This is a genomic window from Pajaroellobacter abortibovis (assembly GCF_001931505.1).
GTDB classification, from domain to species: domain Bacteria; phylum Myxococcota_A; class Polyangia; order Polyangiales; family Polyangiaceae; genus Pajaroellobacter; species Pajaroellobacter abortibovis.
In genome coordinates, this window is record NZ_CP016908.1 from 182,914 (window position 1) to 205,717 (window position 22,804).

20 protein-coding genes are annotated in these 22,804 nt (G+C 49.4%); 10 read left to right on the forward strand and 10 right to left on the reverse strand.

Annotated features, from left to right (window positions below; all coding sequences use genetic code 11):
- Window positions 1–157: 157 nt before the first annotated feature.
- The gene (locus BCY86_RS10650; protein ID WP_420814535.1) at window positions 158–352 is read left to right on the forward strand and encodes a hypothetical protein; all 195 of its coding nucleotides are present in this window, start codon (window positions 158–160) and stop codon (window positions 350–352) included.
- A 139-nt stretch (window positions 353–491) separates the two neighbouring features.
- The gene (locus BCY86_RS10655) at window positions 492–809 is read left to right on the forward strand and encodes an ATP-binding protein (RefSeq protein WP_075276047.1); all 318 of its coding nucleotides are present in this window, start codon (window positions 492–494) and stop codon (window positions 807–809) included.
- Between the two features lie 667 nt (window positions 810–1,476).
- Here BCY86_RS10655 and BCY86_RS00960 read toward each other — a convergent pair.
- The 3 genes from BCY86_RS00960 to BCY86_RS00970 all read right to left on the reverse strand — a co-directional run bounded on the left by BCY86_RS00960 (window position 1,477) and on the right by BCY86_RS00970 (window position 5,604).
- Window positions 1,477–3,144, reverse strand: coding sequence for a lipopolysaccharide biosynthesis protein (locus BCY86_RS00960; protein WP_075276048.1), 1,668 nt, complete (start codon window positions 3,142–3,144; stop codon window positions 1,477–1,479).
- Between the two features lie 58 nt (window positions 3,145–3,202).
- Window positions 3,203–4,258 carry a 3-oxoacyl-ACP synthase III family protein gene (locus BCY86_RS00965; RefSeq protein ID WP_075276049.1) on the reverse strand — a complete coding sequence of 352 codons (1,056 nt, stop codon included), beginning with the start codon at window positions 4,256–4,258 and terminating at the stop codon, window positions 3,203–3,205.
- Window positions 4,259–4,383: 125 nt separating this feature from the next.
- A complete protein-coding gene (locus BCY86_RS00970; protein ID WP_075276050.1) occupies window positions 4,384–5,604 on the reverse strand; it encodes an NHL repeat-containing protein in 1,221 nt (406 codons plus the stop codon).
- Window positions 5,605–5,977: 373 nt separating this feature from the next.
- On the opposite strand from BCY86_RS00970, the gene BCY86_RS09530 reads away from it, so the two are divergent.
- Entirely contained in the window at window positions 5,978–6,262 is a 285-nt protein-coding gene (locus BCY86_RS09530; RefSeq protein WP_156864966.1) for a DUF6599 family protein, read from the forward strand.
- Window positions 6,222–6,893 (forward strand): hypothetical protein, encoded by a 672-nt coding sequence (locus BCY86_RS00975; RefSeq protein WP_156864967.1) that lies wholly within the window; start codon window positions 6,222–6,224, stop codon window positions 6,891–6,893. The genes BCY86_RS09530 and BCY86_RS00975 overlap by 41 nt, the downstream gene beginning before the upstream one ends.
- On the opposite strand, the gene BCY86_RS09535 is transcribed toward BCY86_RS00975, so the two are convergent.
- Window positions 6,805–7,767 carry a ribonuclease H family protein gene (locus BCY86_RS09535; protein ID WP_075276052.1) on the reverse strand — a complete coding sequence of 321 codons (963 nt, stop codon included), beginning with the start codon at window positions 7,765–7,767 and terminating at the stop codon, window positions 6,805–6,807. The genes BCY86_RS00975 and BCY86_RS09535 overlap by 89 nt on opposite strands.
- A 153-nt stretch (window positions 7,768–7,920) precedes the next feature.
- Between BCY86_RS09535 and BCY86_RS00985 the strand changes: the two genes are divergently transcribed.
- Window positions 7,921–8,283: a TraR/DksA family transcriptional regulator gene (locus tag BCY86_RS00985; protein ID WP_075277492.1), complete on the forward strand. Its 363-nt coding sequence runs from the start codon at window positions 7,921–7,923 to the stop codon at window positions 8,281–8,283.
- Window positions 8,284–8,303: 20 nt separating this feature from the next.
- Here the strand turns inward: BCY86_RS00985 and rsmA are convergent, their stop codons facing one another.
- Window positions 8,304–9,200: a 16S rRNA (adenine(1518)-N(6)/adenine(1519)-N(6))-dimethyltransferase RsmA gene (gene rsmA / locus BCY86_RS00990; protein ID WP_075276053.1), complete on the reverse strand. Its 897-nt coding sequence runs from the start codon at window positions 9,198–9,200 to the stop codon at window positions 8,304–8,306.
- Between the two features lie 15 nt (window positions 9,201–9,215).
- Window positions 9,216–9,455: a hypothetical protein gene (locus tag BCY86_RS10020; protein WP_172824759.1), complete on the reverse strand. Its 240-nt coding sequence runs from the start codon at window positions 9,453–9,455 to the stop codon at window positions 9,216–9,218.
- Between the two features lie 248 nt (window positions 9,456–9,703).
- Here BCY86_RS10020 and BCY86_RS01000 point away from each other — a divergent pair, with 248 nt between their 5' ends.
- The 5 genes from BCY86_RS01000 (at window position 9,704) to metK (ending at window position 19,459) form a co-directional block, all read left to right on the forward strand.
- Entirely contained in the window at window positions 9,704–11,335 is a 1,632-nt protein-coding gene (locus BCY86_RS01000; RefSeq protein ID WP_075276055.1) for a YncE family protein, read from the forward strand.
- Window positions 11,332–14,427, forward strand: a complete 3,096-nt coding sequence (locus tag BCY86_RS01005) for a YncE family protein (RefSeq protein ID WP_156864968.1) — start codon at window positions 11,332–11,334, stop codon at window positions 14,425–14,427. The genes BCY86_RS01000 and BCY86_RS01005 overlap by 4 nt, the downstream gene beginning before the upstream one ends.
- 61 nt (window positions 14,428–14,488) lie before the next feature.
- Complete coding sequence (mutS, locus tag BCY86_RS01010) at window positions 14,489–17,158, forward strand: DNA mismatch repair protein MutS (protein WP_075276057.1); 2,670 nt, start codon at window positions 14,489–14,491, stop codon at window positions 17,156–17,158.
- 28 nt (window positions 17,159–17,186) lie between these two features.
- Window positions 17,187–18,164 carry a DMT family transporter gene (locus BCY86_RS01015; RefSeq protein ID WP_156864969.1) on the forward strand — a complete coding sequence of 326 codons (978 nt, stop codon included), beginning with the start codon at window positions 17,187–17,189 and terminating at the stop codon, window positions 18,162–18,164.
- Window positions 18,165–18,262: 98 nt separating this feature from the next.
- Window positions 18,263–19,459, forward strand: a complete 1,197-nt coding sequence (metK, locus tag BCY86_RS01020; protein ID WP_075276059.1) for a methionine adenosyltransferase — start codon at window positions 18,263–18,265, stop codon at window positions 19,457–19,459.
- A 1,688-nt stretch (window positions 19,460–21,147) separates the two neighbouring features.
- On the opposite strand, the gene BCY86_RS01035 is transcribed toward metK, so the two are convergent.
- The 4 genes from BCY86_RS01035 to BCY86_RS01050 all read right to left on the reverse strand — a co-directional run bounded on the left by BCY86_RS01035 (window position 21,148) and on the right by BCY86_RS01050 (window position 22,659).
- The gene (locus BCY86_RS01035; RefSeq protein ID WP_075276062.1) at window positions 21,148–21,759 is read right to left on the reverse strand and encodes a phosphatase PAP2 family protein; all 612 of its coding nucleotides are present in this window, start codon (window positions 21,757–21,759) and stop codon (window positions 21,148–21,150) included.
- A gap of 37 nt (window positions 21,760–21,796) precedes the next feature.
- Entirely contained in the window at window positions 21,797–22,024 is a 228-nt protein-coding gene (locus BCY86_RS01040) for a hypothetical protein (RefSeq protein WP_075276063.1), read from the reverse strand.
- Between the two features lie 100 nt (window positions 22,025–22,124).
- Entirely contained in the window at window positions 22,125–22,322 is a 198-nt protein-coding gene (locus BCY86_RS01045; RefSeq protein WP_075276064.1) for a hypothetical protein, read from the reverse strand.
- A gap of 43 nt (window positions 22,323–22,365) precedes the next feature.
- Entirely contained in the window at window positions 22,366–22,659 is a 294-nt protein-coding gene (locus BCY86_RS01050; RefSeq protein ID WP_075276065.1) for a hypothetical protein, read from the reverse strand.
- Between the last annotated feature and the right edge of the window lie 145 nt (window positions 22,660–22,804).

Here is a 22,804-nt window from a genome sequence, read left to right on the forward strand (position 1 = left end):
GGTTTGCAGAGTTTGTGGTTCGGAGGAGTCGAGTTAGGGTGAAAAGCGCTTTGTCAAAGTTTGAGATCGATTTGGGGGGTCGTTAGAGCGTTGTGAATTTAGCCCCTGCAGATGTGAAAAGGGAGGGACCAATTTTGATTTAACGATTACTGTGACTATGCTTGCTGCGCTGCAGGTGATCCCTCTCGACCTGTTGAGGGGTATATTCCTTCTCGGTGAACTGTCTTTAACGGAATGCGTACATCCAGTTCGCGGCGTTCTGCCTCAGCTCCTCAGTTTACAGTGCACTTCGATCGATCGCATCTTGCACTCCGAGGAAATGAAGCTGAGGCCGCTCTTGTCCAAGGATTAACAATCCATACGGTCTCGCTTCTATTGAAGCGACTTGTCAAATTCATTCGGGGAGAGATTCGATTGCCTGGGATCTTGCCCCAACTTTCCTACCAAGAAGCACTCGAAGTGGCTGCTACGTATAACCTGATGGGTTGTGAATGGCTCATACAGATCAGCCAAGCTATCTGCGACCTTTCCGAGCTCCTTATCATACAATCAGCAAAGAAGCTCTGATTGGAGGTGGGGAAGATTTGCGCCCTGGGGAAATAACCCTTGCTCACCATGGTGTTCTTTTTCTGGATGAATTGCCCGAATTTTGTCGCTCTACCTTGGAATCGTTGCATCGGCCTTTGGAGGATGGGATGATGCATATTTCGCGTGCTCACGGTTGTCCATTCCATGCCGCTCTTAGTCTATGCCATGAATCCTTGCCCATGCGGATGCGAAGGGGATGGGACGGAGTAATGCCTTTGTAAGCAAGAACAAATAAGGGTCTCCCGCCATCGGATCAGCGGTTCTCTCCTCGATCGTATCGATGTACATGTCATTTTACTTCCTCTGAAAGTAAGACAGTTGCAAAATAAGGTCTCGAAGCGGAGTCGACATTGGTTGTGCGTCAACGTGTGAAAGAAGCGCGAAATGTTCAAAAGATGCGGTTGGGACAAAACAAAGTACGAGCATTTCCCAATGCGCTGCTCTCGCTTCGAGAATGAGAGCAAATCACTTCTCTATGCAAATCTGGGCGCCATTTGTTTTGGATATTGCGATGAGCAACCTTTATCCCCCCGCAAGGGAGGCAGGTCGAGATTCGAGGGCCTGACACGGGGAGGCAGACTACTTTGGCTTTGCATGCTGTTGCGGCAATGCAGCTTCTTGCGGGATTGATGTGGAAGAAAAGTCAAGCAAGGGCTCTTTCTGTGCGTCTGCGTCTCTTTTTTCTTTCTTTTCTTTAGTGCGTTTACAGAAAAGGGAAGTTTTGGTTATGGCTTTTCCGGGTGGAGCTGCAAAACAATTGCGTCAAAGCTGGTGGATGGATAGGGTGTGCTATTTTTTGTCTTGGTTTCAGCTGGTGATCTCTCCTGCCATCTCTAGACAAGGGTGGTACAGTGGAATTCGTGGGGCTTTGGTTCGTGTGTTCGCGCGTCATACCGGAGGAGAATCTGGTTCTTCATGGGGGGGATCCATTCGGCTCTTCATCCAGTATGGGCAATAGATTGAACGGGAGAAGGTCTTAAGTTGTTGCTGATTTCGGTTGCGCCATCCAGCGAGGTAAGCAATGATTTCAGTGCCTTTAATTTCACCCAGCACGATCAGTAAAACGAAGTAAAGAATGCACAATGCGAGGGCGATGAATGGCAAGACTAAGATTGGGAGGTGTGAGAAGCGATGCCCGATCATTACGACACTACCCCACGCTATTAGAACTCGCACTACAGTTCCCATTTGAAGGATTGCTGAAGCGTGGTGCCGCACAAAAAAGAGAGAGCAGAGAAAAGTGAGGACAGTAGAGCAGCTCATGATCAGAGCAGTAGCTTGTAGCTGTAAAAGGCCAAAAGGGAGTTGAGGGACAAAAAGCGTGCATCCGATGATGGCACAAAGTGCTGCGCTAAAGCTAAGCAGAGAAGAAAGTCGCTCGTGTCCGAGGCTTGTTAAAATCGAGTTGTTAAGTTGGAAAAGTGCGAATGCCCCTTGTCCAACGGCTAGAATCGCTAAGGTGCTTTTCCCTCTGGACACGATAACACTTCCGTAGACCGCTTGAAGGAGATGTCCTGGAAGAGCTGCTAAGACACTGGTGAGGAGACCACACACGATCAATCCAATGCGCAAACCGTGAAAAATATGAAGCCGGATTGCTTCGCGCTGTTGATGGGCTTTATCTCGAGCGAGGATGGGGAAGAGCACATGGGTCATGCTGATGAGTAATTGGTAAGGGAGAAAGGCAAATAGCTGACAAGCTCGGTAAATTGCTACCCACTCATTGGCGGATGTTTCTGCGGCAGTTTCTTCTAATCCTGAGCGGAGTGCGGATTGAGAGAGGAATCGTCCTAATAGGGTTAGATCAGCTTGCATCAGGAGATTGGTGAATAGATAAGCGCTTACAAGAGAGCCAAGGAGAGTCCAGTAGGAGCGGATGGAGTGGGTTGGATCAGGGCGTCGGATTAGATTTGTGAGCCAGGAAAACTTCAGCCCTGTGGAAGCAAACGCAATCGGAAGGATAAGGGTGGCAGCGAGCGCAGTCCCTGCAGTTGCGCCGAATGCACCAGATTGACGATATCGAGTTAACAGGAAGCCGAGGCTAAGCATCCCTGTTGTACGCAAAAGAGCGAAGAGGATGTCCAAGCTTGCTTGTTTAAAAAATGAGATCTGTCCATTGAGGACCCCGATCAGAGGGGCATAGAGGCTGTAGGCAGCGATAGTGATCCCCATGAGAGCGAGGGGGTGTGCGATCGAAGGGGCGTGCTCGAGGCGAGCTAGCCAGGGGGCAGCGAGGATGAATCCTCCTCCCCCTAGGATGGCGAAGAGCAGGTGGATGCGCGCGAGGGAATGCAAGGTGGCTTGCTCATTTGCTGGGGAGCTTGCTACTGTGCGGCTGACCGCTTGAGTGAAACTTGTGATGATCACGTTGGTGATGATCGTCGATAGGGCGAGAATTCTCGAAAAAGCGCCGTAAGCAGCAAGACCGAGCAACCAAGGCAAACTGATGTGTTGAATGAAACCGTTGGCAATAAAAAAAACTTTGGCTGCTAGAATAGCGATCCCCCCCTTCTGCCATGACGTATGGGATTTTGCGGGATGAAAGGAAGGGTTCATAGCCTACAATGTATTCTGCAAGCAAAGCGGTCGAGCATAGAAAAATGACTGAGGAGACCTACCACCGCAGGAGCGCGCTCCCCCAGTGAACTCCTGCCCCGAGTGCGAAGACCATGTTGAGATCTCCTACTCTAAGCTTCCCTTCTCTTGTCAATTCGTCGATGAGAATCGGAATTGTTGCTCCACTTGTATTGCCGACTTGTTCAATGTTGGAGGGCATTTTCTCTTTTGGAATTTCTAGCTTTTTCCGGACGTACTCATTGATACGTTCATTTGCTTGATGTGCGAGAAACCACTCAATTTGCTCGAGTGAGGTTGATGTCGAATGCGCGAGGGCCTGTATACTCTCGGGCAATTTGGTGACGGCGAGTTTGAAAAGATCTCGGCCATACATGCGGGGAATATGAGCATCCTGTTGAAGCATTTCTTCTGTCCAATAAGGCCGCCGGCGAAACCCTCCTCCAGGGACATGCAACAGATCAGCATATCGCCCGTCCGAGTGCAGATCGATCCCTAAGAGCCCAGCCTCCCTCGAAGTGGCGCGAAAGACAAGTGCTCCTGCTCCATCTCCAAACAGAATCGCAATTGATCGGTGATGGCTGGCCAATGCCCATTGTTCCTTGCTGACGACGAATTCTTCAGAATCGACAAAGCTCCAGTCCGTCCATGGCATGAACCCAGCATGTGTTTCCGCTGCAACAAACAGAATCACTTTGGCAGCTCCACTGCGAATAAGACTATCGACAAGATGCAACCCATACAGCATCGCTGCGCATTGCTGTCGAATATCCAGAGAAGGGATTCCATCGAGCCCTAGCTTTGTACCGAGCAAACTGGCAGATCCAGGAAATACATAATCCGGGGTCATCGTGGCGAAGATAATGTAGTCAATGTCTTGAGGATTAATCTGGGCTGCAGCAATTGCTTTTTTGGCTGCTTCTGCTCCCAAATCGCTCGCTCCCACTCCATCGGGAGCAAAATGGCGCTGCCGTATCCCTGAACGTTGGACAATCCAATCATCTGAAGTATCCATCGTCTTCATCAGATCTTGGTTTTTTACTGGCTTTCCAGGCAGATAAGAACCTGTTCCAATAATCTCAAACCCTAGGCGCATCAAATCGTCTTCTCAACATGCAACGGATAAATAAGCTACAAGACATTCCGCTAATGATATCATTGAAATGTAAATTGCTTTACATACCACGATTTTCAGAGAAGGATCCAAAGAAGTCTCCGATCCTACAATGACTTCGGTGTTTTTCTTGGAGGGAGAGTGTGTATGGCAATCGGCTTCTGAGGGAGATTGACGGAAGTATCTTCAACGAAGACACAGTTGCCTTTATGATGAAAGAGATGAATAGGATATTGAAGGTCTTTTTGCTGCCGATCTCCTACCATAAGCACTTGTCCTGTGCTGTTGAAATCAATACCCCACAAATCATAGTGTGAGGTGGGGCCGAACAGAGGCTTAGCGATGGAGGCGACCAAAGTTCCGGTGTCTAGTCGGAACGTAATCAGGGAAGTGCGATTCCAGTCGGGGGTGGAATCCATGACAATCGCAGCTCCACATGTTTGAGAAATCGCTATATTGACTGGAATGGCCTCTAATTCCGTCTTGGATAGAAGCATTTCACTGGTTCCCTCCACCAGATCGATACGTTCGATCCCACCGTTTTCTTCCTCTTGAAGAGTAAGATTTCCAGCTTGAGTGACCCATAGGCTTTCTTGAGAAAAGACAGGTGAGTGCAATGGATTCCGTCCCTTCAGTTGAATCACTTCTTCTATCTGCTTGTTATCGACATTGATGGAGAGGAGAGAGGCTGGGTTCTCAGGTTTCCAATCGCGATTTAGATTTTGAAGAAGGACGAGCGCTTTAGTGAGCCCTTTGAATTCTCCGATCCATAGGGCGCTTGCGTGAGGGTTTCCATTTGGGCTGTAGGGAGAAAGATCGATGGATGTACTCCATTCCCCTTTCTGATTGAATACGGCAAGAACCGGCACATCATAGTAAACGACCCACAATTCTTCATTGGGCGATAGGGCTACGTCATGGGGACTTGAAAGGGATTGGGTGGAAGGTAGATGGAGGCTCATTTTTTGTACAGGCGCTCCACACCGATTAAGCAGAAAAAGGAGCTCTCGGTCTCGCGACAGCAGAAAGGCGCGATTGGTAGAAAAAGAAAGAGAAAGATCCTGCCCGAATTCTTCGTTAAAGAATGAGGATATACCCGTTGAGGCGGAAGGGATTCCCTTGGGTGGGATAGTCAAAGAGCCGACCCAGCTTGATGTGAAATCGCTCGCTACCCACATGACCTGATGATCATAACAAGTGGGGTCCTCGTCCAGTGAAGGAGCTAACTCGAGATCGAATCCATCCAGCACCGTGATGGTAGGGTCAAAATGACAGCCTTGAATTGTCAGGAGGGAGATCTCCCCCATCCTTAAGAAAAAGCAAAGCATTGTACCCTGCCCCAGAGGGAACCATCTCATTTCGTTAGGAGTTTGTGTAGGAGAATATAGCCATCTTGCCTAAATGTGGTATGCGGAGACAACCAATGATGGGTACGTACACTTTTTCTTATTTCATAAATATATTATATTGGATTGTATTGATCAATGGAAATGCCTGTAAAGAGGAAGAGGTTTCTCAGTCTGTTCCTCCCTCTCTTTCTCCTTCTGCTATTCCGTTGAAGACGGGTGCGCACCTCTGTCTGTAGGAGAAAGGTGCCTCTCATTTGTCACAGGTGATACCTTATTTCCTCTGGATGTTGCTAGGTATTGTATCGATTCGAGCGAAGAAATTCGGGTCTATGGTGTGGGGGATCGCTATTCCATGGAACAAGTCTGCACCACTGCCTTTGATGGAGAGTGTGAGATCTACAGGTGGCTAGGCGTTCAAAAAGTGACCGCTCTTCGATACAAAGGGGGGACCAGTGCGATTGAGGTGTATCTCTCTGAATTTGCTTCTCCGGTTGGGACGTATGCGGTGTTTACCAAACGGAGGGTTGCTGGTGGGGAATCCTGCCGACAAAACTGTGCCGGAATCCTTAGAGTGGGGTGGAGAGTCTGTAATGGGTATGGGGCGCGCTTGTGTTTGGGAAGGCCCTTATCTCGTTGAAATGCAGTACATCACGAATAATGACGAGGAACCTCTAGAGGAATTGGTAAGCACAAGCTGGCAGGTTTTCTCTGAGCTGGCTAAGCGAGTCGGAGAGCAGTTGCCGGGTACGACCAATCCTCCCACTTCTGTGGCGGCTTTACCTTCTGCTGCTCACATTAGCATTAGAAGGAAGGGGGTTGAATACGTTCTTACGGATCCCTTGGGAATCCCCCTCTATAGGGGAGGGGCAACAGGGTTCTATCAGGAAGGCTCAAAGTGGTATCGGATGATCTCTTTAGTCCGCACTAAGGTAGCCAAGGCCAAGCAAATTATGGCTGTGTTGACTGCTCTCCCCACTGCCTCCAGGCTTTCTGGAATTGAGGACGAAGCTGTTCGCGTGATGCTAAAGAAGTATGGAAAGGAGCAGTTGCGCTATCTTTTTGCTCGTAAAGGAGTTCAAGTCTACAGCATTGGGGATAAAGAGTTGGTACAGAAGGGGGTGGTGGATTCCGCCGCCTCACAGGAGGTCAATCTCTCGGAGGAGGTGAAAATTGGCCTGCTCAAGCAATGGATGAGTGCTTCCCCAGGCGCTCGAAGCAAATCAAAGGTAAGCCCCGATTCTGGCGGCTCTGGGCGCTTTTCTCAATAAAGCTTCGGGTGATCGGGTCGTTGTACCCACTTGCAAGAGGTAATGTTGAATCATTGTGGTGATGATATCGCACAATCCGTCTCATCAGCGTATCCCGAATCCATTTCCCGACGAGGGAGGCAATACAAACGAGCAGATGATGCGTATCAGCGTCTTGTACAAAACGGAGGCGTCCGATGGACTGGATTTTATATTCACTGCAGGCTGAGTTCTCTTGCACGGTGTTGCACGGATATTGACTTAGCAGTTCGAAGTGATGGGGATAATGGCTCATTCCCCCTACTTTTCCACAAGTGATCGAGCAATTCTCCATCGGGTGGCAGGTTGCGGTATGGAGTACCAATTGTTCCATTGCGTGGAGATCCATCGCAAAACGTGATTTTTTCTCTTGATAGGCTTGATTGAGGCGTTTGGTGCAGAGGAGGACACTGCGCGCTTCTAGGACATCGATGCCCTGTTGAGACAGTTCATCGAGATCCTGCAATAGACGCTTGACCAGAGCCGATTCCGCTTCGAAGTGCTCGTCTTCTGCTCCCCAGCACTGAGCTTGGTGGAGGGGTGGACAGGGGACTCTGAGGTTTTCTCTTGGCTCAAGGGATATCTGATGAATTAAGTCATCTGGATTCAATGGCCTTTTCGAGGAGCGGAACGCAATGGCTCTAGCCCACGCCTCCCCCAGTGCTCTTTCATGGAAGGAAACTAGCTTCTTAGAGTCTCCTATTCTTCTTGCAAGGGAAGGAGAGGGAGCTGCTTCAGCAATGGTCAGGCCTTGACTGCACGTTTTTGCGCGGACACAGGTCACCACAAGAGGTCCTAAACGGGGGCCTAGCCCGTTCTCATCAATCCCCGCGACGATAAAAGTTCCTCGCTTCATAGAGCTGTTAACTTGGTTGACGTTGAAGCAATGCATGCTTATCTTTTGCTAGTACATTATCTTACAGAAGAGCATGTCCATTCTAGTTTTTCTCTTTCGTAAGATAAGTACGATGGAGTCTGACGAATCACGAGCATCAACATGGAGCTTGGGGTGAATAAAGCAACGCTCAAAAAATTTAAGGTTCTTTTAACCGAAAAACGGGATGAAATCCTGAAAAAAGCCAAGCAGACGCTTGAACAGGATATGACGCTTGATGTGGAAGATTTGTCCGATGAAATGGATTTGGCTTCAAGCGAGTATTTGCAGTCATTCACGTTTCGTCTACGCGGGCGTGAAAAAGGCCTTCTTGAAAAGATAGAACAAGCTCTGGAAAAGATAGAGAGCGGAGAATTTGGGCAATGCCAGTCCTGTGGGGAAGAGATCGCCATTAAGCGACTGGAGGCGAGACCTGAAACAGACCTCTGTATTCACTGCAAAGAGGAGCAGGAGCGGCTGGAGAAGAACTATACGTGATTGTCCTTAGGCGTGCACGCTCAAAGATTGCGGTCTTCTGGAATTCGGTCTGATGGAGGAGGATGCCTTCTTTGAGCAGCTTGCAGGGCGAGAGTCATGCGGGCAAAGTCTTGTACGGACAGCGTTTCTCCTCGGGAGTTAAGGGAGATGCCGCATGTTTCTGCGCTTTGGACAAGGATTTGCGGCTCAATCCATCCGGCCCACGCATTGCGGAGAGTTTTCCTCCTCTTTTCAAATGCTTTGTGAACAAGCCACTGGAAAAGAGAGGTTTCTTCTGTGATTCTGGGGCGTCGGGGGAGGAGGTGCACGAGTGTGCTTCTGACATTTGGGGAGGGGAAGAAGCAAGAAGGGGGGATATTTTGAATTCGGTGGATTGCAAAGGCATTGTGCACAAAGACGGTTAATGCGCCGTATGATTTGGCCCCTGGAGTTGCGAGGAGTCGATCGGCTACTTCCGATTGAAGCATGAAGACTGCTCGTGAGAGGTGTTCTACCTGCTCCGTGGCTCGGCGGAGCAACGAGCCGGTGATGAAGTAGGGTAAATTCCCTACTAGGATATGAGGGGAGGAAGGGGAGGAGACGGCGAAAAGGGAAGCAATGTCTAGTGTTTGAGCATCTGCTTCGTGGATAGAAAGTTGGTTTGCGCGGAGTGGTTCTTCAAACACGCTGTGGAGAATAGGGATCAGATCTCGATCGCGCTCAACTGCGCTAACACGTTGAGCACGTTCAAGGAGAAAAGATGTTAATGCGCCGACTCCTGCCCCCCACTCGATCACGTGCGCTTTTCCTCTTTCCTCTTCCAGGATGCTGACCTCAGCGATCGTACGGCCGATCGATTCAACGACAAGAAAGTTTTGACCAAACTTCTTTTTAGGGAAAATTCCAGCTTCTTGTAATAAAATACGGGAATTGAGCAAAGCGACCTAGTCTTGTTATTCCAGTGTTCCAGCGTTTTTTTCGTTGGTTCCGCAGCGCTCGAGCAAACCGGTCAAACTCCGGATCAGACGATCCATTCTTGAATCCAGCGTTGGGTGAGAAGGGGTCCCATCCTGCTTGAGTGCTTTTTCGACTTCGGTGATTTGCAGAAATGGGGGGATTGGCAGCCCCGCTCTCGGTCTGGTGCTGTTCAAAACAACAACAATTTTTAGCGGATTTGAGATCAGAGCACTCATTGCAGTGGGATGCGGAAAGAGGGGTGAGGCTGTAAGGAATTTCCAAACGTAAAACAAAGTTGTAGAAGTTGCATTGTTTTTTAATTCATCTGTTTAAAAAAATGCTGTGAAAGAGGGGTTCTATAGAGCTCGACAGCACTGTTTTAATAGCGTATCAAGTGGATTGAGATGGATATTTCTGCCAATTTGAAAAGTACATATCGAGTAAGGGTATGAACCGTTCTAGCTATCGCAACTTGATAAGAGCTATGTCCCTTTTTTGGCTTGGGTGTTATGGAGGAGGGGGAGGGGTTGATCCGCCTTCTGGCCTCTATTTTCCTGTCTCCATGGAAGTTTCTAGAGGGGGGAATGCCTTGTATGTGCTGAATTCCGACTTTGACCTGCGCTATAATGGTAGTACTCTTGAGAGCTTGAATCTCGCTCAAATCCGTCTCGATGCGGCCCGCGCGATCGCAAATCCACTGGATCCCTTGTTGCCCCGCTTATGGAAAATGGAGACCTCTGGGGGGGGTAACCCCTGTCCTCATCACCCACCCCTCTCAAAGCCTGGTCGCCCTGGCGAGCCCCAGTTGCCAGGGGATACATGCATTCCTCGGGTCAATGCAAGCCGATATGAGAAGGACACTGTCGTCTTGGGAGCATTGGGATCAGAAGTGCAGCTTAAGAGAGGCGAGACAGGGGGGGATCAGCTTTTTGTTCTCACACGAGGGGACATGGCATTGACATGGGTGAATGTCTCCAACGATCAGTCGTTGGCTGATGTAGATCCAATCCAAGCAGAGTCGTATCCCTCTTTCTTTTTCCGTTGTGATCAGGATGCAAAGAAACGCTGCAGTGGTACGCATCGAATTACGAGTGGGAGAGGGGGAGAGCGTTTAGTTGCAGACCTCACCATGCCAGCCGAGCCTTTCAGTATGGCGCAAAGTGTAGATGGCTCCATGATCGTCGTGGTCCACCAGTCTGAACCCAAAGCAAGCCTTTTTATAACAAGTGCGGATGGGAAAGCCCCCACCATCCAATTCGTCTTAGAAGGATTACCTCTTGGGGGCGTCGGAATTGCCGCTCTTTCTGATGGGTTTTTCCCAGAGAAGGGGTGTAGTCCATCATTTCTCCTGACGAGTCGGAGTGCTGCACTGGTTACGTTAGTTCGCGCGTATCGACCGGCATCGGCTGCTGCAAAGTCAGGTTATTTTTTGGTGAAGCGAGGACAAACCCCTTTGGTGGCGAATGCGGGGTGGATGGATTCGCGGGGGATTGCTGTCGATCCCACACTCCGGATCAGTTGTAAGCTTCGCGTAGCTCCTGTCGATTTAAAGATCAATCCCCCTCGGACTCAGGCTCAAGTAGACGAGGAGCAGGCGACTTGCCTGCGGTTGCCTGAACGGGTCTTTTTGATCAATCGCAGTCCCCCGTCTCTGCTGATCGGTGAGGTGGGAGATCGCACTGCCGATGCGCGTGGAAATCGCGTTCCTGAACAGTTGCGCATTGCTTCGAGCATCCCTTTACCAGCAGGGCCTTCTCGTGTTTATCTGGCACCCATTGTGGATACAGATGGACGCTATAGCCTTCGGGTTTTTATTATTTGTTTTGATGCCTCTCTTGTGATCATGTATGATCCTGATCGCAGGGCGATTGCCGACATCATTCAGGTGGAATCTGGACCTCATGCAATGGCTTTCGACCCATTTTCATGGGAAGATGTGGCGCGCCGCGCGGTAGTGCCAAAGGATGCGAGATGGTCATCCTTTGAGCTTCAACGCTATCAATTCGGTTATGTGGCAAGCTTTCGGAAGTCGTCTGTACAAGTGTTGGATCTTATGGCAGCTCACCCAACCACTTTTGGGAGACCTGTTCTGACATTAGGGGCAGCTGCCCCGTGAAGAAGCGATGGCTGCTCCGTATTTCTGTTTTGATTCGAATGGGGGTGGGGCTGATTGCGGCTTGTGGGGATCGGCAGCTTCCTCTCCAGCACAGTTCTATTGAACTTCCACAAGATGCTGCTTTCGTTTGCCTCAAGGTGTTCAAACCGGATCCAACATCTCCCGATCGCATGCTCCCTCAACTTCCTGAGCCAGTACCGCTGCCTCATTGCAGTGTCTCCAATGCTGCAGCTAATCTGGCTTATTCCCCTTATCAACTGTTTGCTCTGGTTATGCAGGGGAGCCGGAATGGGCTTGCAGTCGTCAATTTATCGACGGGGGTTATTGTCGATGTCAATCAGGCTTCGCCGGGAGTTCAGGCCGTCCCGATCGGAAATCAGCCAACGGGAATCGCGACCTCTCCAGATGGTCGATCGACTCTGGTCACGACAGCAGAGCCTGGGCGATATGCCCTTTGGGTAGTCGATAACGCGCGTATTTTGGGAGATTCGCAGGGGATTCGGCAAGACCCTCGCCCGGCCCCTCCCCTCTTGACAGAATGGATGGTGTGTGGCCTTCCTCAACCTCCGATGACGGTCCTTTCCGTCCCACGCGCTCCCTCTTCCTCTTCTTTCAGTGGGACTTACGATATCGCTGTTATCTTGCAATCGAATGAACGAGGCCAAGCGAAGGCTTTGATGATCGACCCGGATTCGCTCAAGCAAATCCCTCTTGGCCAGTACCTTCCGTGTCCTTTGGAGGGGGCCATTGAGTTGGCTGCGGATCTTCCCGAGAACTGGACAGCAGGCCCCTCTTGGCCTGATGGAATTCCGTACGCAAGTGGTGGGATCACGCTTGATCTTCCCCAGCCTCCCTCTGTATGTAGTGCAGGATGGGAATGGCAAACACCCCCTAACCCTTTTCCGAAGATAGGAGGTGCTTCTCCTCAGCCAAGAGGTGCAGCTTTTGCCGATCGGATCCTATATATTTCCGATGGTTCTTTCCCGCTCATTCACCGCATTGACCTTTCCAATCCAAAGCGACTAGTTGAGCTGCAGCCCCTTATCGTGACAAGTATGTCTTCTCCGGATCGACAGGTTTCTGTTGGGCCACTAGCAGTAAGCCCTATCACTTCTGACTACCGTCGCTATCTGTATGGGATTGAGAGTGATATCAATGGAAATATTTTGGTGTACGATATCACACAGCCAGATCGTTCCCCTCTTGTCCCTCTGACAAATCCCTATCCTGTGCTCAATCCGCTTCAATCTCCAGACAGGATCTCTTTTGAAGCCCCTGCTGTAGCTATCTCTTTTGTTAGCCATGATGTCCCTGTGACCAAAAATTGGGACGGGACGGGACGGATGGGTGCATTGACAGGGCTCCTCTGCAATCCGAATCCAAACGCTTTTGACCAACAGGGTAATGTGGTTGATTGGGGAGCGTTCTATAGGCCGGGAGAAGCGCTCCTTTCGCGCGATACGAGCTTGCTTCCGAACTCCCTTCGAGGCGTGTTCGCTTTTGTTGCTTTGACAAACGGATCGATCCAGATCGTCAATGTAGACGATTGGGACGCCCCCTGCCGTCGCCCTGTTTTGCTGACGTCTGACGCTCAAGTGAGCTCTCTCAGTCTCCCCCAGCCGGTGCCTTCCTCTTTGGAAGACACAAACCCCTTCCATGCCCCTCGTGCAGAAGGGCGATTGGGGGCTAGTCAAGCTGTTACAGGTGAAATCTTTTTCCCTATCATTAGTCCGCATACAAAACGGTCTAAGTACCTCTTCTCCTTTGATTTAAATCACGGTGGGCAAGTCCCTTATCTGTTGAGTCCGCCTAAATTATTTCTCAATGAGATCTCTCTTCCTATTGATTTTGGAGAGCAGGGAACAAATCCAATTTTATTGCAGGTCCAATCCACATTTGCATACCCGCATTCGGTAGAAGGACAGGAAAATTTGCAGGGTGTGGTCTCGGGGTACATCCCTGTGGAAAAATCTCCTGGAATCCTATTTTCTTTGGAGGATCCTTCTGTTCATAACGATGATGATTGGACCATTGTCTATGAAGGGCAGTTGCCTGGCTTTGAAGGAATTCGGGCAGATATGTCGACGAACGACGATTTTCATACGCTGACGCTGACTACCCAAGGGGTTTCACTCTGTTCCTTGGGGGTGCATGATGTCAAAACAAGCCTAGCGCGCGCTCAAAAAGCGAGGGAAGAGCTGGCGCAGGCAGTCCCCTCTACAGTTCTTTCGCCTTCTGCTCTTGAGCAGGTCGGTGCGCAGATGGGGGATTATGTCCAGATAGCGGATGATTTGTTGCCTGGCGATAACTCCTATTGGAATCAACAGGCAGCCTGTTGGGATTTGGGTGGAACTTCTCTCCGCACGCCGGCAGAGCGCTACCACACCTGTGAGGTGATGTATGGAGCGGTTCAGGACCAGAGCGTTCACAGGGATTTCCCCATCCTTGAAGCGTATAGTGATCATCTTGTGCTTGGCACTTTCTACGGGCCTTCTGGTACACTTATGACACCAGCGAATCGACAACGGATTGGAGCACGTTCCGATAATGTCCCTTGGTTCAAGTTACTGTACTGCTGTTTCCAAGGGAGGGCTTCTTTCCGAGTGCGTACAGGAGGCCAATGGATTGCCATAGGAAAGAGAACGGGATATCTACACCATGTGGGCACTTCGGGGACGGATCAAGCCTGTGTCGATTCTTGTCTCGTGCGCGATGCGCTCCTCAATGCGCGCATCATGGAAGTGCCTCGCACCGCCTCTAGCTCTTTTATGCCTTCTCGGAATAGCGTGCTTGCGCTGCGCAATCCTTTCTTCTCCTTTTTCATGATGGGGGGGATGTTGTCGGCTTCCAGTGATTTCACTGCTTCAAGTCGGGATATGACTTGGAAGTTTTCTACGCGAGGTGGATTTTCTCCCCTCCGCCTTCAGGTGGGGGTGAGAGGGGGGATCCCTTCTAACCGTTATCGTGCGAGCCCTCGTTCGATCCGTTTCATTGAGCCGTACGGTAGGCTATTGGTGATCGATGGGGCAGGGCAGGGGCTTCAACAGATCAGCCTTGATAAAGTCGACTTTATGGGTCCCTCTATTCTATGAGAGGGGGAGCTTAAATCTTCTTTGGAAGATGAGTGAGAGTGATCAAGAATAGGTCAAAAAGATGAAATCAGCTACCTCTGAGGCATCAGCAACTCCTGTGATGAAGCAATACCTCGCTATTAAAGCGAAGCATGCGGATGCTCTTCTTTTTTTTCGTATGGGGGATTTTTATGAGCTCTTTTATGAAGATGCCATCATTGCTGCCCGTGCACTTGATCTGACCTTGACCAGTCGCAATAAAGGGGTGAAGGAGGAGATCCCAATGGCGGGGGTTCCTTATCATGCGGCAAGCTCTTACGTGCAACGGCTTCTTGATACAGGACATAAAGTGGCCATCTGTGAGCAGATGGCTGACCCAACAAAAGTTAAAGGGATCGTTCCCCGCGAAGTCGTACGTATCGTGAGTCCAGGGGTTGTGTTCGATGAGGCAGGCCTCAAAGCGAACCAAAATCATTATTTTTTAGCGATCGAAAAAGGGCCGCAAGGGATATGGGGGGTTGCAGCGTTTGACTTAACGACAGGAGAACTGATCGCTTGTGAACTGAGCGATCGGGAGGATGTTCTTGCGGAAGTGATCCGTCTTGACCCACGCGAGGTCTTCTTGGGGAATGATTCCCATGAGCTTGGAATCGAAATCGAAAATGCGTGTCCCCGGAGGGTGGTCCGCTATGAAAAAAACGGGTTGACTCTCGACTCCGTCTACCGCTTACTTGGCTATGTTCCTGCACAACAATGTGAGCGGGTGACGTGGTCCCACTCGGTTCAGCATGCGGTGGCGCGTTGTATCCACGTAGCTTGCACGAGTGAACCGGGTAAACCTCCACCTATCGCTTCATTCCAGGTGTATCAAGCTAGCCAGACCCTTTTACTGGATCAAACAGCTCAGAGGCATCTCGAGCTCGTGCAGACGATGGGAGGGGAATACCAGGACTCTCTTCTCTCCCAAATCGACCTCACTCAGACTGCTCCTGGTGCGAGACTCTTGCGGAAAAGACTTCTGGCTCCATTAACCTCAGTGTCTGCAATCCACAGCCATCACAATGCGGTTGAACTATTTTTTGAACACTCAGACTTGCGGCGAGAAATTCGAGAACGACTTAGCCGTTTATCTGATCTGGAGCGACTGGCTGTCAAACTCTCCACTCGCCGTCTCCATCCCCGAGATCTGGTTGGACTGCTCGCTTCTCTGCAAGAGCTTCCTTCATTGGTTAGGGCATTCGAAGCATGTCCTAGCCCCCATGCGCGAAGGTCTTTGGGAGTTCCAAGCGAAGGAGCATGGTTGGACAGGTGTGAGGAGGTGGAAGCGCTGCTTCGGCGCGCTCTTATGGATGAGCCGTCCCCACGTTTAGGAGAAGGGCTGATTCTGCGTGAGGGATATGATCAAGAGCTGGACGAGGCTCGTCTGTTAGCGAGGGATGGGCAGCGACTAATGATCGACCTCGAGGCACGTCTCAGGGCGGAGTTTCAGATACTCAGCCTTAAGGTCCGGTATACACGTGTGTTTGGCTGGTACCTGGAGGTGACGCGCGTACATCTGGACAAAGTCCCAAAGGCATGGCGCCGCAAGCAGACCATCGCTACCGGGGAACGATTCACCTGCCGTGAACTTGATGAATTAGCAGATCGGCTAGCGCATGCAGAAGAACGCTGTGCTTCACGCGAATCAGAACTGTACCATGCCCTGATCGAGATGGTTGCCCAACATGAAAGCCGTTTTCGGCAGCTGGCTTCACAACTCGCAGCATGGGATGTGGCCAGTTCTCTTGCAGAGGTTGCCCACTGCCGCGATTACATTCGTCCAGAAGTAGATGAATCACTGCAGTTGATCCTTGAGGGTAGTCGGCATCCAGTCGTGGAAAGATTTACGGGAGTAGGGGGATTTGTACCCAATCACATTCGGCTGGAAGCAGGAGGAGAAGGTCCAGAGGAGGGGCTTGAGGGGCATCAACAGGCGCACCTGTGGTTAATTACAGGGCCTAACATGGCTGGCAAATCGACGCTGATGCGTCAGGCTGCACTTTGTGTCATTTTGGCGCAGATGGGCTCCTTTGTCCCTGCTAAACGAGCAAAAATCGGGATCGTTGACCGCATCCTAACTCGGGTAGGGGCTAGCGATAATGTGGCATGTGGGGAGAGTACATTTATGGTTGAGATGAAAGAGACTGCCCATGTGCTTCAGACCGCAACACGCCGTTCGCTTGTGATCCTCGACGAAATTGGTCGCGGGACAAGTACCTACGACGGTCTTTCGATTGCGTGGGCAGTTGCTGAATATCTGCACGATGTTACCCGATGTCGCGCTCTATTCGCGACCCACTACTATGAATTGACACGTCTATCCAAAACCAAGCAAGGATGCCAGAACTGGAGTGTTTCCGCTCAAGAACACAAAAAGGAAGTAATTTTTCTGCATCAATTACAACCAGGTCCAGCCTCGCGCAGCTATGGAATTGAATGTGCCCGATTAGCAGGTATCCCTGAATCGGTTCTGTCGCGCGCTAGTACTATTCTCAAAGAGCTTGAAGAGGAAGCAAGTGGGATGCGTCCCCTTGCTAGGGACGCGAAGGCAGAGGAATGCTCCCCTCCTGCTGAGGAAATTCTAAAAAGGGAGGAAGCCTCTCTTCTTTTATATTCCATTCTTGAAGAACTTAAGGCTGTCGATCTAAATCAAATGACACCACTAGAGGCTTTTCAGTGGATTGCTTGTTCTAAGAAACGATACCTTACTTGAATTCCTCTTAGGGGAACATTCGGTCCTCGTGCGACTTATTCTATCTTCTCTTCTATTTCCACCTTCTCTGAATCATCAAGTCAACTGCCTTTCCCTAAACCCCTTGCCGATTGAGCCTATGAGCGTCCGACCTACCTCGCGTACCGTTTCTTTCTTGGGTTATTTGATGGTGAGCATTTCTGCCTTATCGTGGGGGACATGGCCCTTTATCCTGCGTTATGCGGAGCAGTTTTCTAGACTTACTCCGCAGCTTGAATCAGTGCTTGTGTTTCTCATCATTGCGGTGAGTACGGCCCCGTTCGCTTGGTTAAAGCGCACTCCTCAAGGGCTCTCCTATAAAAATATAGTAGGCCTTATTTGGCTCGCTGCGTCGAACGCTTTGAGTATCCTCTGTGTCTTTGCCGCTTACCGACGGACGAGTGTGGCGATCGCTGTCTTATTACGCTATTGCATGCCTGTTTTTTCGACCTTGGCTGCCCCTTTTTTTGTTCGGGATAAGTTGTCCAAAGTCACTTGGCTCGCGATGGCCCTTTCTCTTTTTGGCTTGTTTATCTTGCTTGCCCCTTGGGAAGCATATCATCGCGCGCATGACATCCGAGGATGTGCCCTGGCCCTGCTAAGTGCGATTTTTTATGCCTCTACAGTCCTGATGAATAAATGGTTGGTTTCACGGCTGTCTGCCATGGAAATCATTTCCTTTAACTCATTTATCGCATCAGGCATTTTATCCCTTTTCGTGTCAGGCAAGGATTGGTGTCAACTCTCTTTTCCCCCTGCGGTCATCATTGGGATGGGGGGGATGGGTCCTGGAGCACTCGGTGCATTCTTTTTTGTCAAAGGCCTCAGAAAGATTTCAGCGGTGCATGCATCGCTGCTTACCCTGCTCGAGCCATTGGTGGCTGTTGTAGGAGCAAGCCTGATGCTTCATGAAGCTTTAAGCCTGAATGTGGGGATAGGGGGCCTTTTTATTGGAATAGGAGCTATCTTAGTGATGATAAAAGGGTAGAATCGCTTTATGCTGAAACGTATCTTGGTAGCTTAAGAAACGATGACAGAGGGGATGCTGGGTCCCTCGCCTCAAAATAAAGATAAGGATGATAAACGATGAATCACTACCGCTTTACTTCGGAATCTGTCACAGAAGGACATCCTGATAAAATTTGCGACGCGATTTCGGATGCAATCTTAGATGCTATCCTTGAACAGGATCGATACGCCAAGGTTGCTTGTGAGTCCCTTGCCAAAACCGGGATGGTGGTTGTGGCGGGTGAAATCACCACGTCTGCCTGGGTCGACATCCCCACGATCGTTCGCAATACGGTTCGGGAGATCGGGTATGTACATTCCGATATGGGGTTTGATGGGAATACCTGTGCGGTATTGACGGCGATCGAACAGCAGAGTCAGGATATCGCGCAAGGTGTGCTCGAAGGGCAGGGGCTTTATCACGAACAAGGGGCTGGAGATCAAGGGCTTGTATTTGGATATGCTACCGATGAAACACCTCATTTGATGCCTGCTCCAATTTACTATGCGCATCAATTGGCTAAGCGGCTCGCGGAGGTTCGGAAGGAGAAAGAAGTTCTTTTCCTGCGTCCTGATGGGAAAACGCAAGTCACCCTTGAATACCAACAAGGGGTACCCGTCCGTGTCGATACCGTTGTAGTAAGCGCACAGCATGATGAGTCGGTAAGCTTTGAAGCTTTGCGCGATGCGATTGTGTCCCTTGTGATCGAGCATGTGATCCCCTCGACGCTAGTCGATAAGAACACCAAGTTTTACATTAATCCCACAGGTCGCTTTGTGATCGGGGGGCCCATGGGAGATTGCGGGCTTACAGGCCGGAAAGTCATCGTCGATACCTATGGAGGGATTGGTCGACATGGAGGGGGGGCATTCTCAGGAAAAGACCCTTCCAAAGTTGATCGATCTGCCTGTTACTATGCTCGCTACATTGCCAAAAACGTGGTGGCATCTGGGCTGGCTTCTCGCTGTGAAATTCAGATCGCTTATGCCATTGGAGTTGCAAAACCTGTTGGAGTCTATATCAACACCTTTGGAACAGGTGTTGTGGAGGATGAAATCTTAGAAAAATACATCACCGAACACTTCGATATGAGGCCGAAATCGATCATCCATGAACTGAACTTGCTCTCCTCTATTTACAAACCAACGGCTACCTATGGCCATTTTGGCCGAGATATCTTCCGCTGGGAGCAAACGGATCGCGTGGCAAAAATCAGAGAAGACTTCAAAAGCAAGCATTACGGAAGAGCTTTTTCCACCGTATCGACTCAATAAGCTTTTTTAGACTTCTGTCGAAGAAGCTCTTCAGCTTCAATTAAGAGGGGTTCGAGTTGTGTTGTCGTGGATGGATGTGTGTGTTCTCAGATAGGTTTAAGAATCTAAGCGATTCATGCAGTAGGTCTGAACTCGTCAACATTTGTAGAGAAGTGAGTGGGATTTCATCTGTAATGTCTAAGATAAGTCCGGTTAGTTTTGTTGCGGAAATCAGTTGCTTCTTCACGAAGGCGGCTACCTCTAGTGTAAAGCAGATATGGAGGAAATCAAAAAAGGTTTTCTCATCGAATAGCTTCTGAATATTCGAATTTTCTGATGTGAGAGAATGAGAGAGGTGGGTGTTTCTATTGTACTTTCTAAATGCTTTTGACGTAGAGAGGTGTTTAAGTCCTTCGATGAGTGCATCGGTAGTCCCATGGACGGAGAGATACTTAATCTTAGACGCAATATTTCGTAATCAGCTACTGCAATTGGTGAACGTAGCCTGAGATCCATGGCTTCGATAGGTACTAGCGAATCTCCAGCAAGCTCTCTGAGGATACGGGGAATATTCCTATCTTTGCGTGCAACCAATTCAAATTCTAAGGTCATATTCTATCTTCCTTCTCTAGTCTAGTTTCTTTTGCTTTTGGATTGCAATAGCGTGCTCTTCGAGTGAATAAGGTGACATCTTGAGTGGAACCTTAGATGTCCGAGCTACAAGTGTACCTTCGATTTCTGCTAGAGTGAGACCGACATTATGATGAAATACAATCGACCAAGTTTTAGGAAGTTGAGAGGCTTGTTGGAAGAATCCTTTCATGAGATCAGGGCTTAGGAATACCAGCTCTATGAGTTGACCATCCGTTTATGCAACCAGCTTTTAAGACTGTTATCTCTTAAGAGAAGAGGCCCATCGAGCGAGCCATTTCAATGGAGGCTTTTGAGCCAGATGGCTTGAATCCTAGTATCTTTTTCTTCGAGACGAGAAAAGTCACCCTGAATGGCAAACTCCTCGAGGCCTTGGTCGGTGTAATCTGCTTCCAGTAAGACTAGCGTCTTCAGGAAGGGGGGTGGTTCTTACCAATTTGAGGAGAGAGAAATCGACCCACTGCTCAACCTTTTAATTCAAGATATTCCAGTCGAGGGAGCGGCGGGAGAACTTCAAGGGGAAGAGCTTCTGTTGCAGTGGTATGTAGGGGGGAGTTGATTGCCAAGACCCTATCGATTTTAATGACCAAAGCCTCCCGTTTGAATATTTCTGTCGCGCCATCATTTGCAAGTATCTTAAGGATAGTAAGAAAGTATCTTACTTTTCTGATAGCCTGATGAGAGCCTTCTCATCGGATGATACCTGAGATTTCTAAGACAGTCTTTGGCTTTATTCCAATTCGTGCTCTGAAAACCAATAAGACCATAAATTCACCGTAGAGGGGTGGGTGATTAAGGATTGGATAGGAGGTAGGGACTTTTGATTTTGTGAAGAGCCTGGAAGGACAGCATGTTGCGAAACCGTTGGATGCTCTTGTTCGAAAGAGGTCAGTACTCTACATTCTGTGTGAGCAAGAATCCAGCATATAAAAAAAGTAGACTTTGACGCTTGTATCTCATCTCGATCTCTCCTTTAGAAGGTGTCTTGAACAGTTCAAGTGCCTGACAGCAGTCTAAGCAAGGGATACAAGCAAAGTCGGACAACGTTTAAGGATTTTTTATTCTTCAATCTTCCAGAAGCGATTGATAGAGAGAGCGATTGCGGTGCCGAGCCAGGTCCCTGCGATCAAATCCCCAAGGAAATGGAAATTCTGAAGCAGGATAGCAAGTTCTGTCAGGACGATGCCCAACCAAAACAGCCAGCGGGCACGTGGAAAAAATAAACTGAGGCTGACCATTCCAGCGGTGATACAGGTCGCGTGTCCGGAAGGAAATGAAGCGTACTGCACCCCCTTATGGAACCAATGGAAACCATACACTCCATTGCGAATCAACGAAAGGTTTCCATTCGTCCATGTGTTTGGCCACGTTCTTCCGAAAACAGGCTTGAGGACATCCTGCATCCATGCAGAAAGAGCAATAGAAAGAGAAAAATGAAATCCAAAATCACTCAGCCGGGATTGCCTTGCTCCTAACCCGAGTCCGCCGAGAAGGCATAATACCACGAACGCAGTCGGAATGAACAATTCAGGAATTCTCTCAAACAAACGGAACTCGATCCGATAGCCATAGTGCAAAGCCTCTATACGGAAAGCAAGGGGACGATCGATCCAAAAAAAACAGATGATCACTGCGATTAGCAGGCTTGTTAACAGAGACTTTCGCTCCACACCTCACCTAAAAAAAGAGAGTCGAACACCGTCTTCCCTATTCATCAAACAATCGTTTCAAGCGGACGTCCAAAGGTGCATCTTTTACGTGTGCAGAAGAGAAAACCAAGGTTAAAGGATCTGCTAGTGTATGCCAATAAAGAAGAGACCGTGGACGGTTCTGTGGGGGTAGTTCTTGTAGTTGGTGGAGTGCTGAGGTAAACGCTTTCGCTGTATAAATGGGATCCAACGCCATCCCAGCTTGAGCAATTTTTTCTTTAGTCATGGGGTGTTACTATAAAGGATAACCGTAACCCTTTCCTCGATAATTCCAACCGATCTTGAGCAATTCAAAAGCCATCCTTTGCTGCTCGATACCACACCTCTTAATTTTTAGAGCGTGCAGCAACTGAATTATATACCCTTGTCAACCAGCTAGGACGCACCACCACGACAGCACGAACAGGAGTCGGCAGTCCCTCCAAAACTAAACCCACTACAAGTCCTACCGCTGTCTCCCCTGAACCAAGCGGTACGATCACTGCATGAGGGTAAGGTAAACATGCAGCTCGAATTTGTTCCACCAATTCCCTGGCAGCCTACACATATTCTAATGAACTCGTGACATTACTTTCCCCAGGGGGGGTCCAATAAACGCGCCCCCTTTGATCGGAGCGACCAGAGCACAGAGGGGCGACGCCCAATGTGTTCGATCGGGTGTGCATGGATTTCATGTGCCAGAGTAGCTCGCAAATTGTTGACAGCATGAAGACTATACAGCTGAGGGAATAAAAGCGCATCGACTTCCCACTCCTCTTGCTGTGCGAATACAGTAGTTGCAAGGGCATGATGACTCCCTGCAGCCCCACGCTGATGAGTCTGTGTTGCCCATCGGTCTCTTGCTTGAAAGAATCTCTCCAATTTCCCAATTTTATTCCTACCATATCGCTCACTCGTCAGATTATCTTGTTTAATTCACAATTCGCTTTTAGGAGAACAAATGGATGAGATGAGGACAACAGTCGTTGAGTGGTGACCTAACTACCGGGATCGTTCTACCTTATCC

Coding starts and splice junctions, on each gene's coding strand:
- BCY86_RS01000 (WP_075276055.1), top strand. CDS start 9,704: ATGTCCCTTTTTTGGCTTGGGTGTTATGGAGGAGGGGGAGGGGTTGAT.
- BCY86_RS10020 (WP_172824759.1), bottom strand. CDS start 9,455: ATGAGTGCTCTGATCTCAAATCCGCTAAAAATTGTTGTTGTTTTGAAC.
- BCY86_RS00975 (WP_156864967.1), top strand. CDS start 6,222: ATGGGGCGCGCTTGTGTTTGGGAAGGCCCTTATCTCGTTGAAATGCAG.
- BCY86_RS09530 (WP_156864966.1), top strand. CDS start 5,978: ATGGAACAAGTCTGCACCACTGCCTTTGATGGAGAGTGTGAGATCTAC.
- BCY86_RS00960 (WP_075276048.1), bottom strand. CDS start 3,144: ATGAACCCTTCCTTTCATCCCGCAAAATCCCATACGTCATGGCAGAAG.
- metK (WP_075276059.1), top strand. CDS start 18,263: ATGAATCACTACCGCTTTACTTCGGAATCTGTCACAGAAGGACATCCT.
- BCY86_RS00970 (WP_075276050.1), bottom strand. CDS start 5,604: ATGCTTTGCTTTTTCTTAAGGATGGGGGAGATCTCCCTCCTGACAATT.
- BCY86_RS01040 (WP_075276063.1), bottom strand. CDS start 22,024: ATGACTAAAGAAAAAATTGCTCAAGCTGGGATGGCGTTGGATCCCATT.
- BCY86_RS10655 (WP_075276047.1), top strand. CDS start 492: ATGGCTCATACAGATCAGCCAAGCTATCTGCGACCTTTCCGAGCTCCT.
- BCY86_RS09535 (WP_075276052.1), bottom strand. CDS start 7,767: ATGAAGCGAGGAACTTTTATCGTCGCGGGGATTGATGAGAACGGGCTA.
- mutS (WP_075276057.1), top strand. CDS start 14,489: ATGAAATCAGCTACCTCTGAGGCATCAGCAACTCCTGTGATGAAGCAA.
- BCY86_RS00965 (WP_075276049.1), bottom strand. CDS start 4,258: ATGCGCCTAGGGTTTGAGATTATTGGAACAGGTTCTTATCTGCCTGGA.
- BCY86_RS10650 (WP_420814535.1), top strand. CDS start 158: ATGCTTGCTGCGCTGCAGGTGATCCCTCTCGACCTGTTGAGGGGTATA.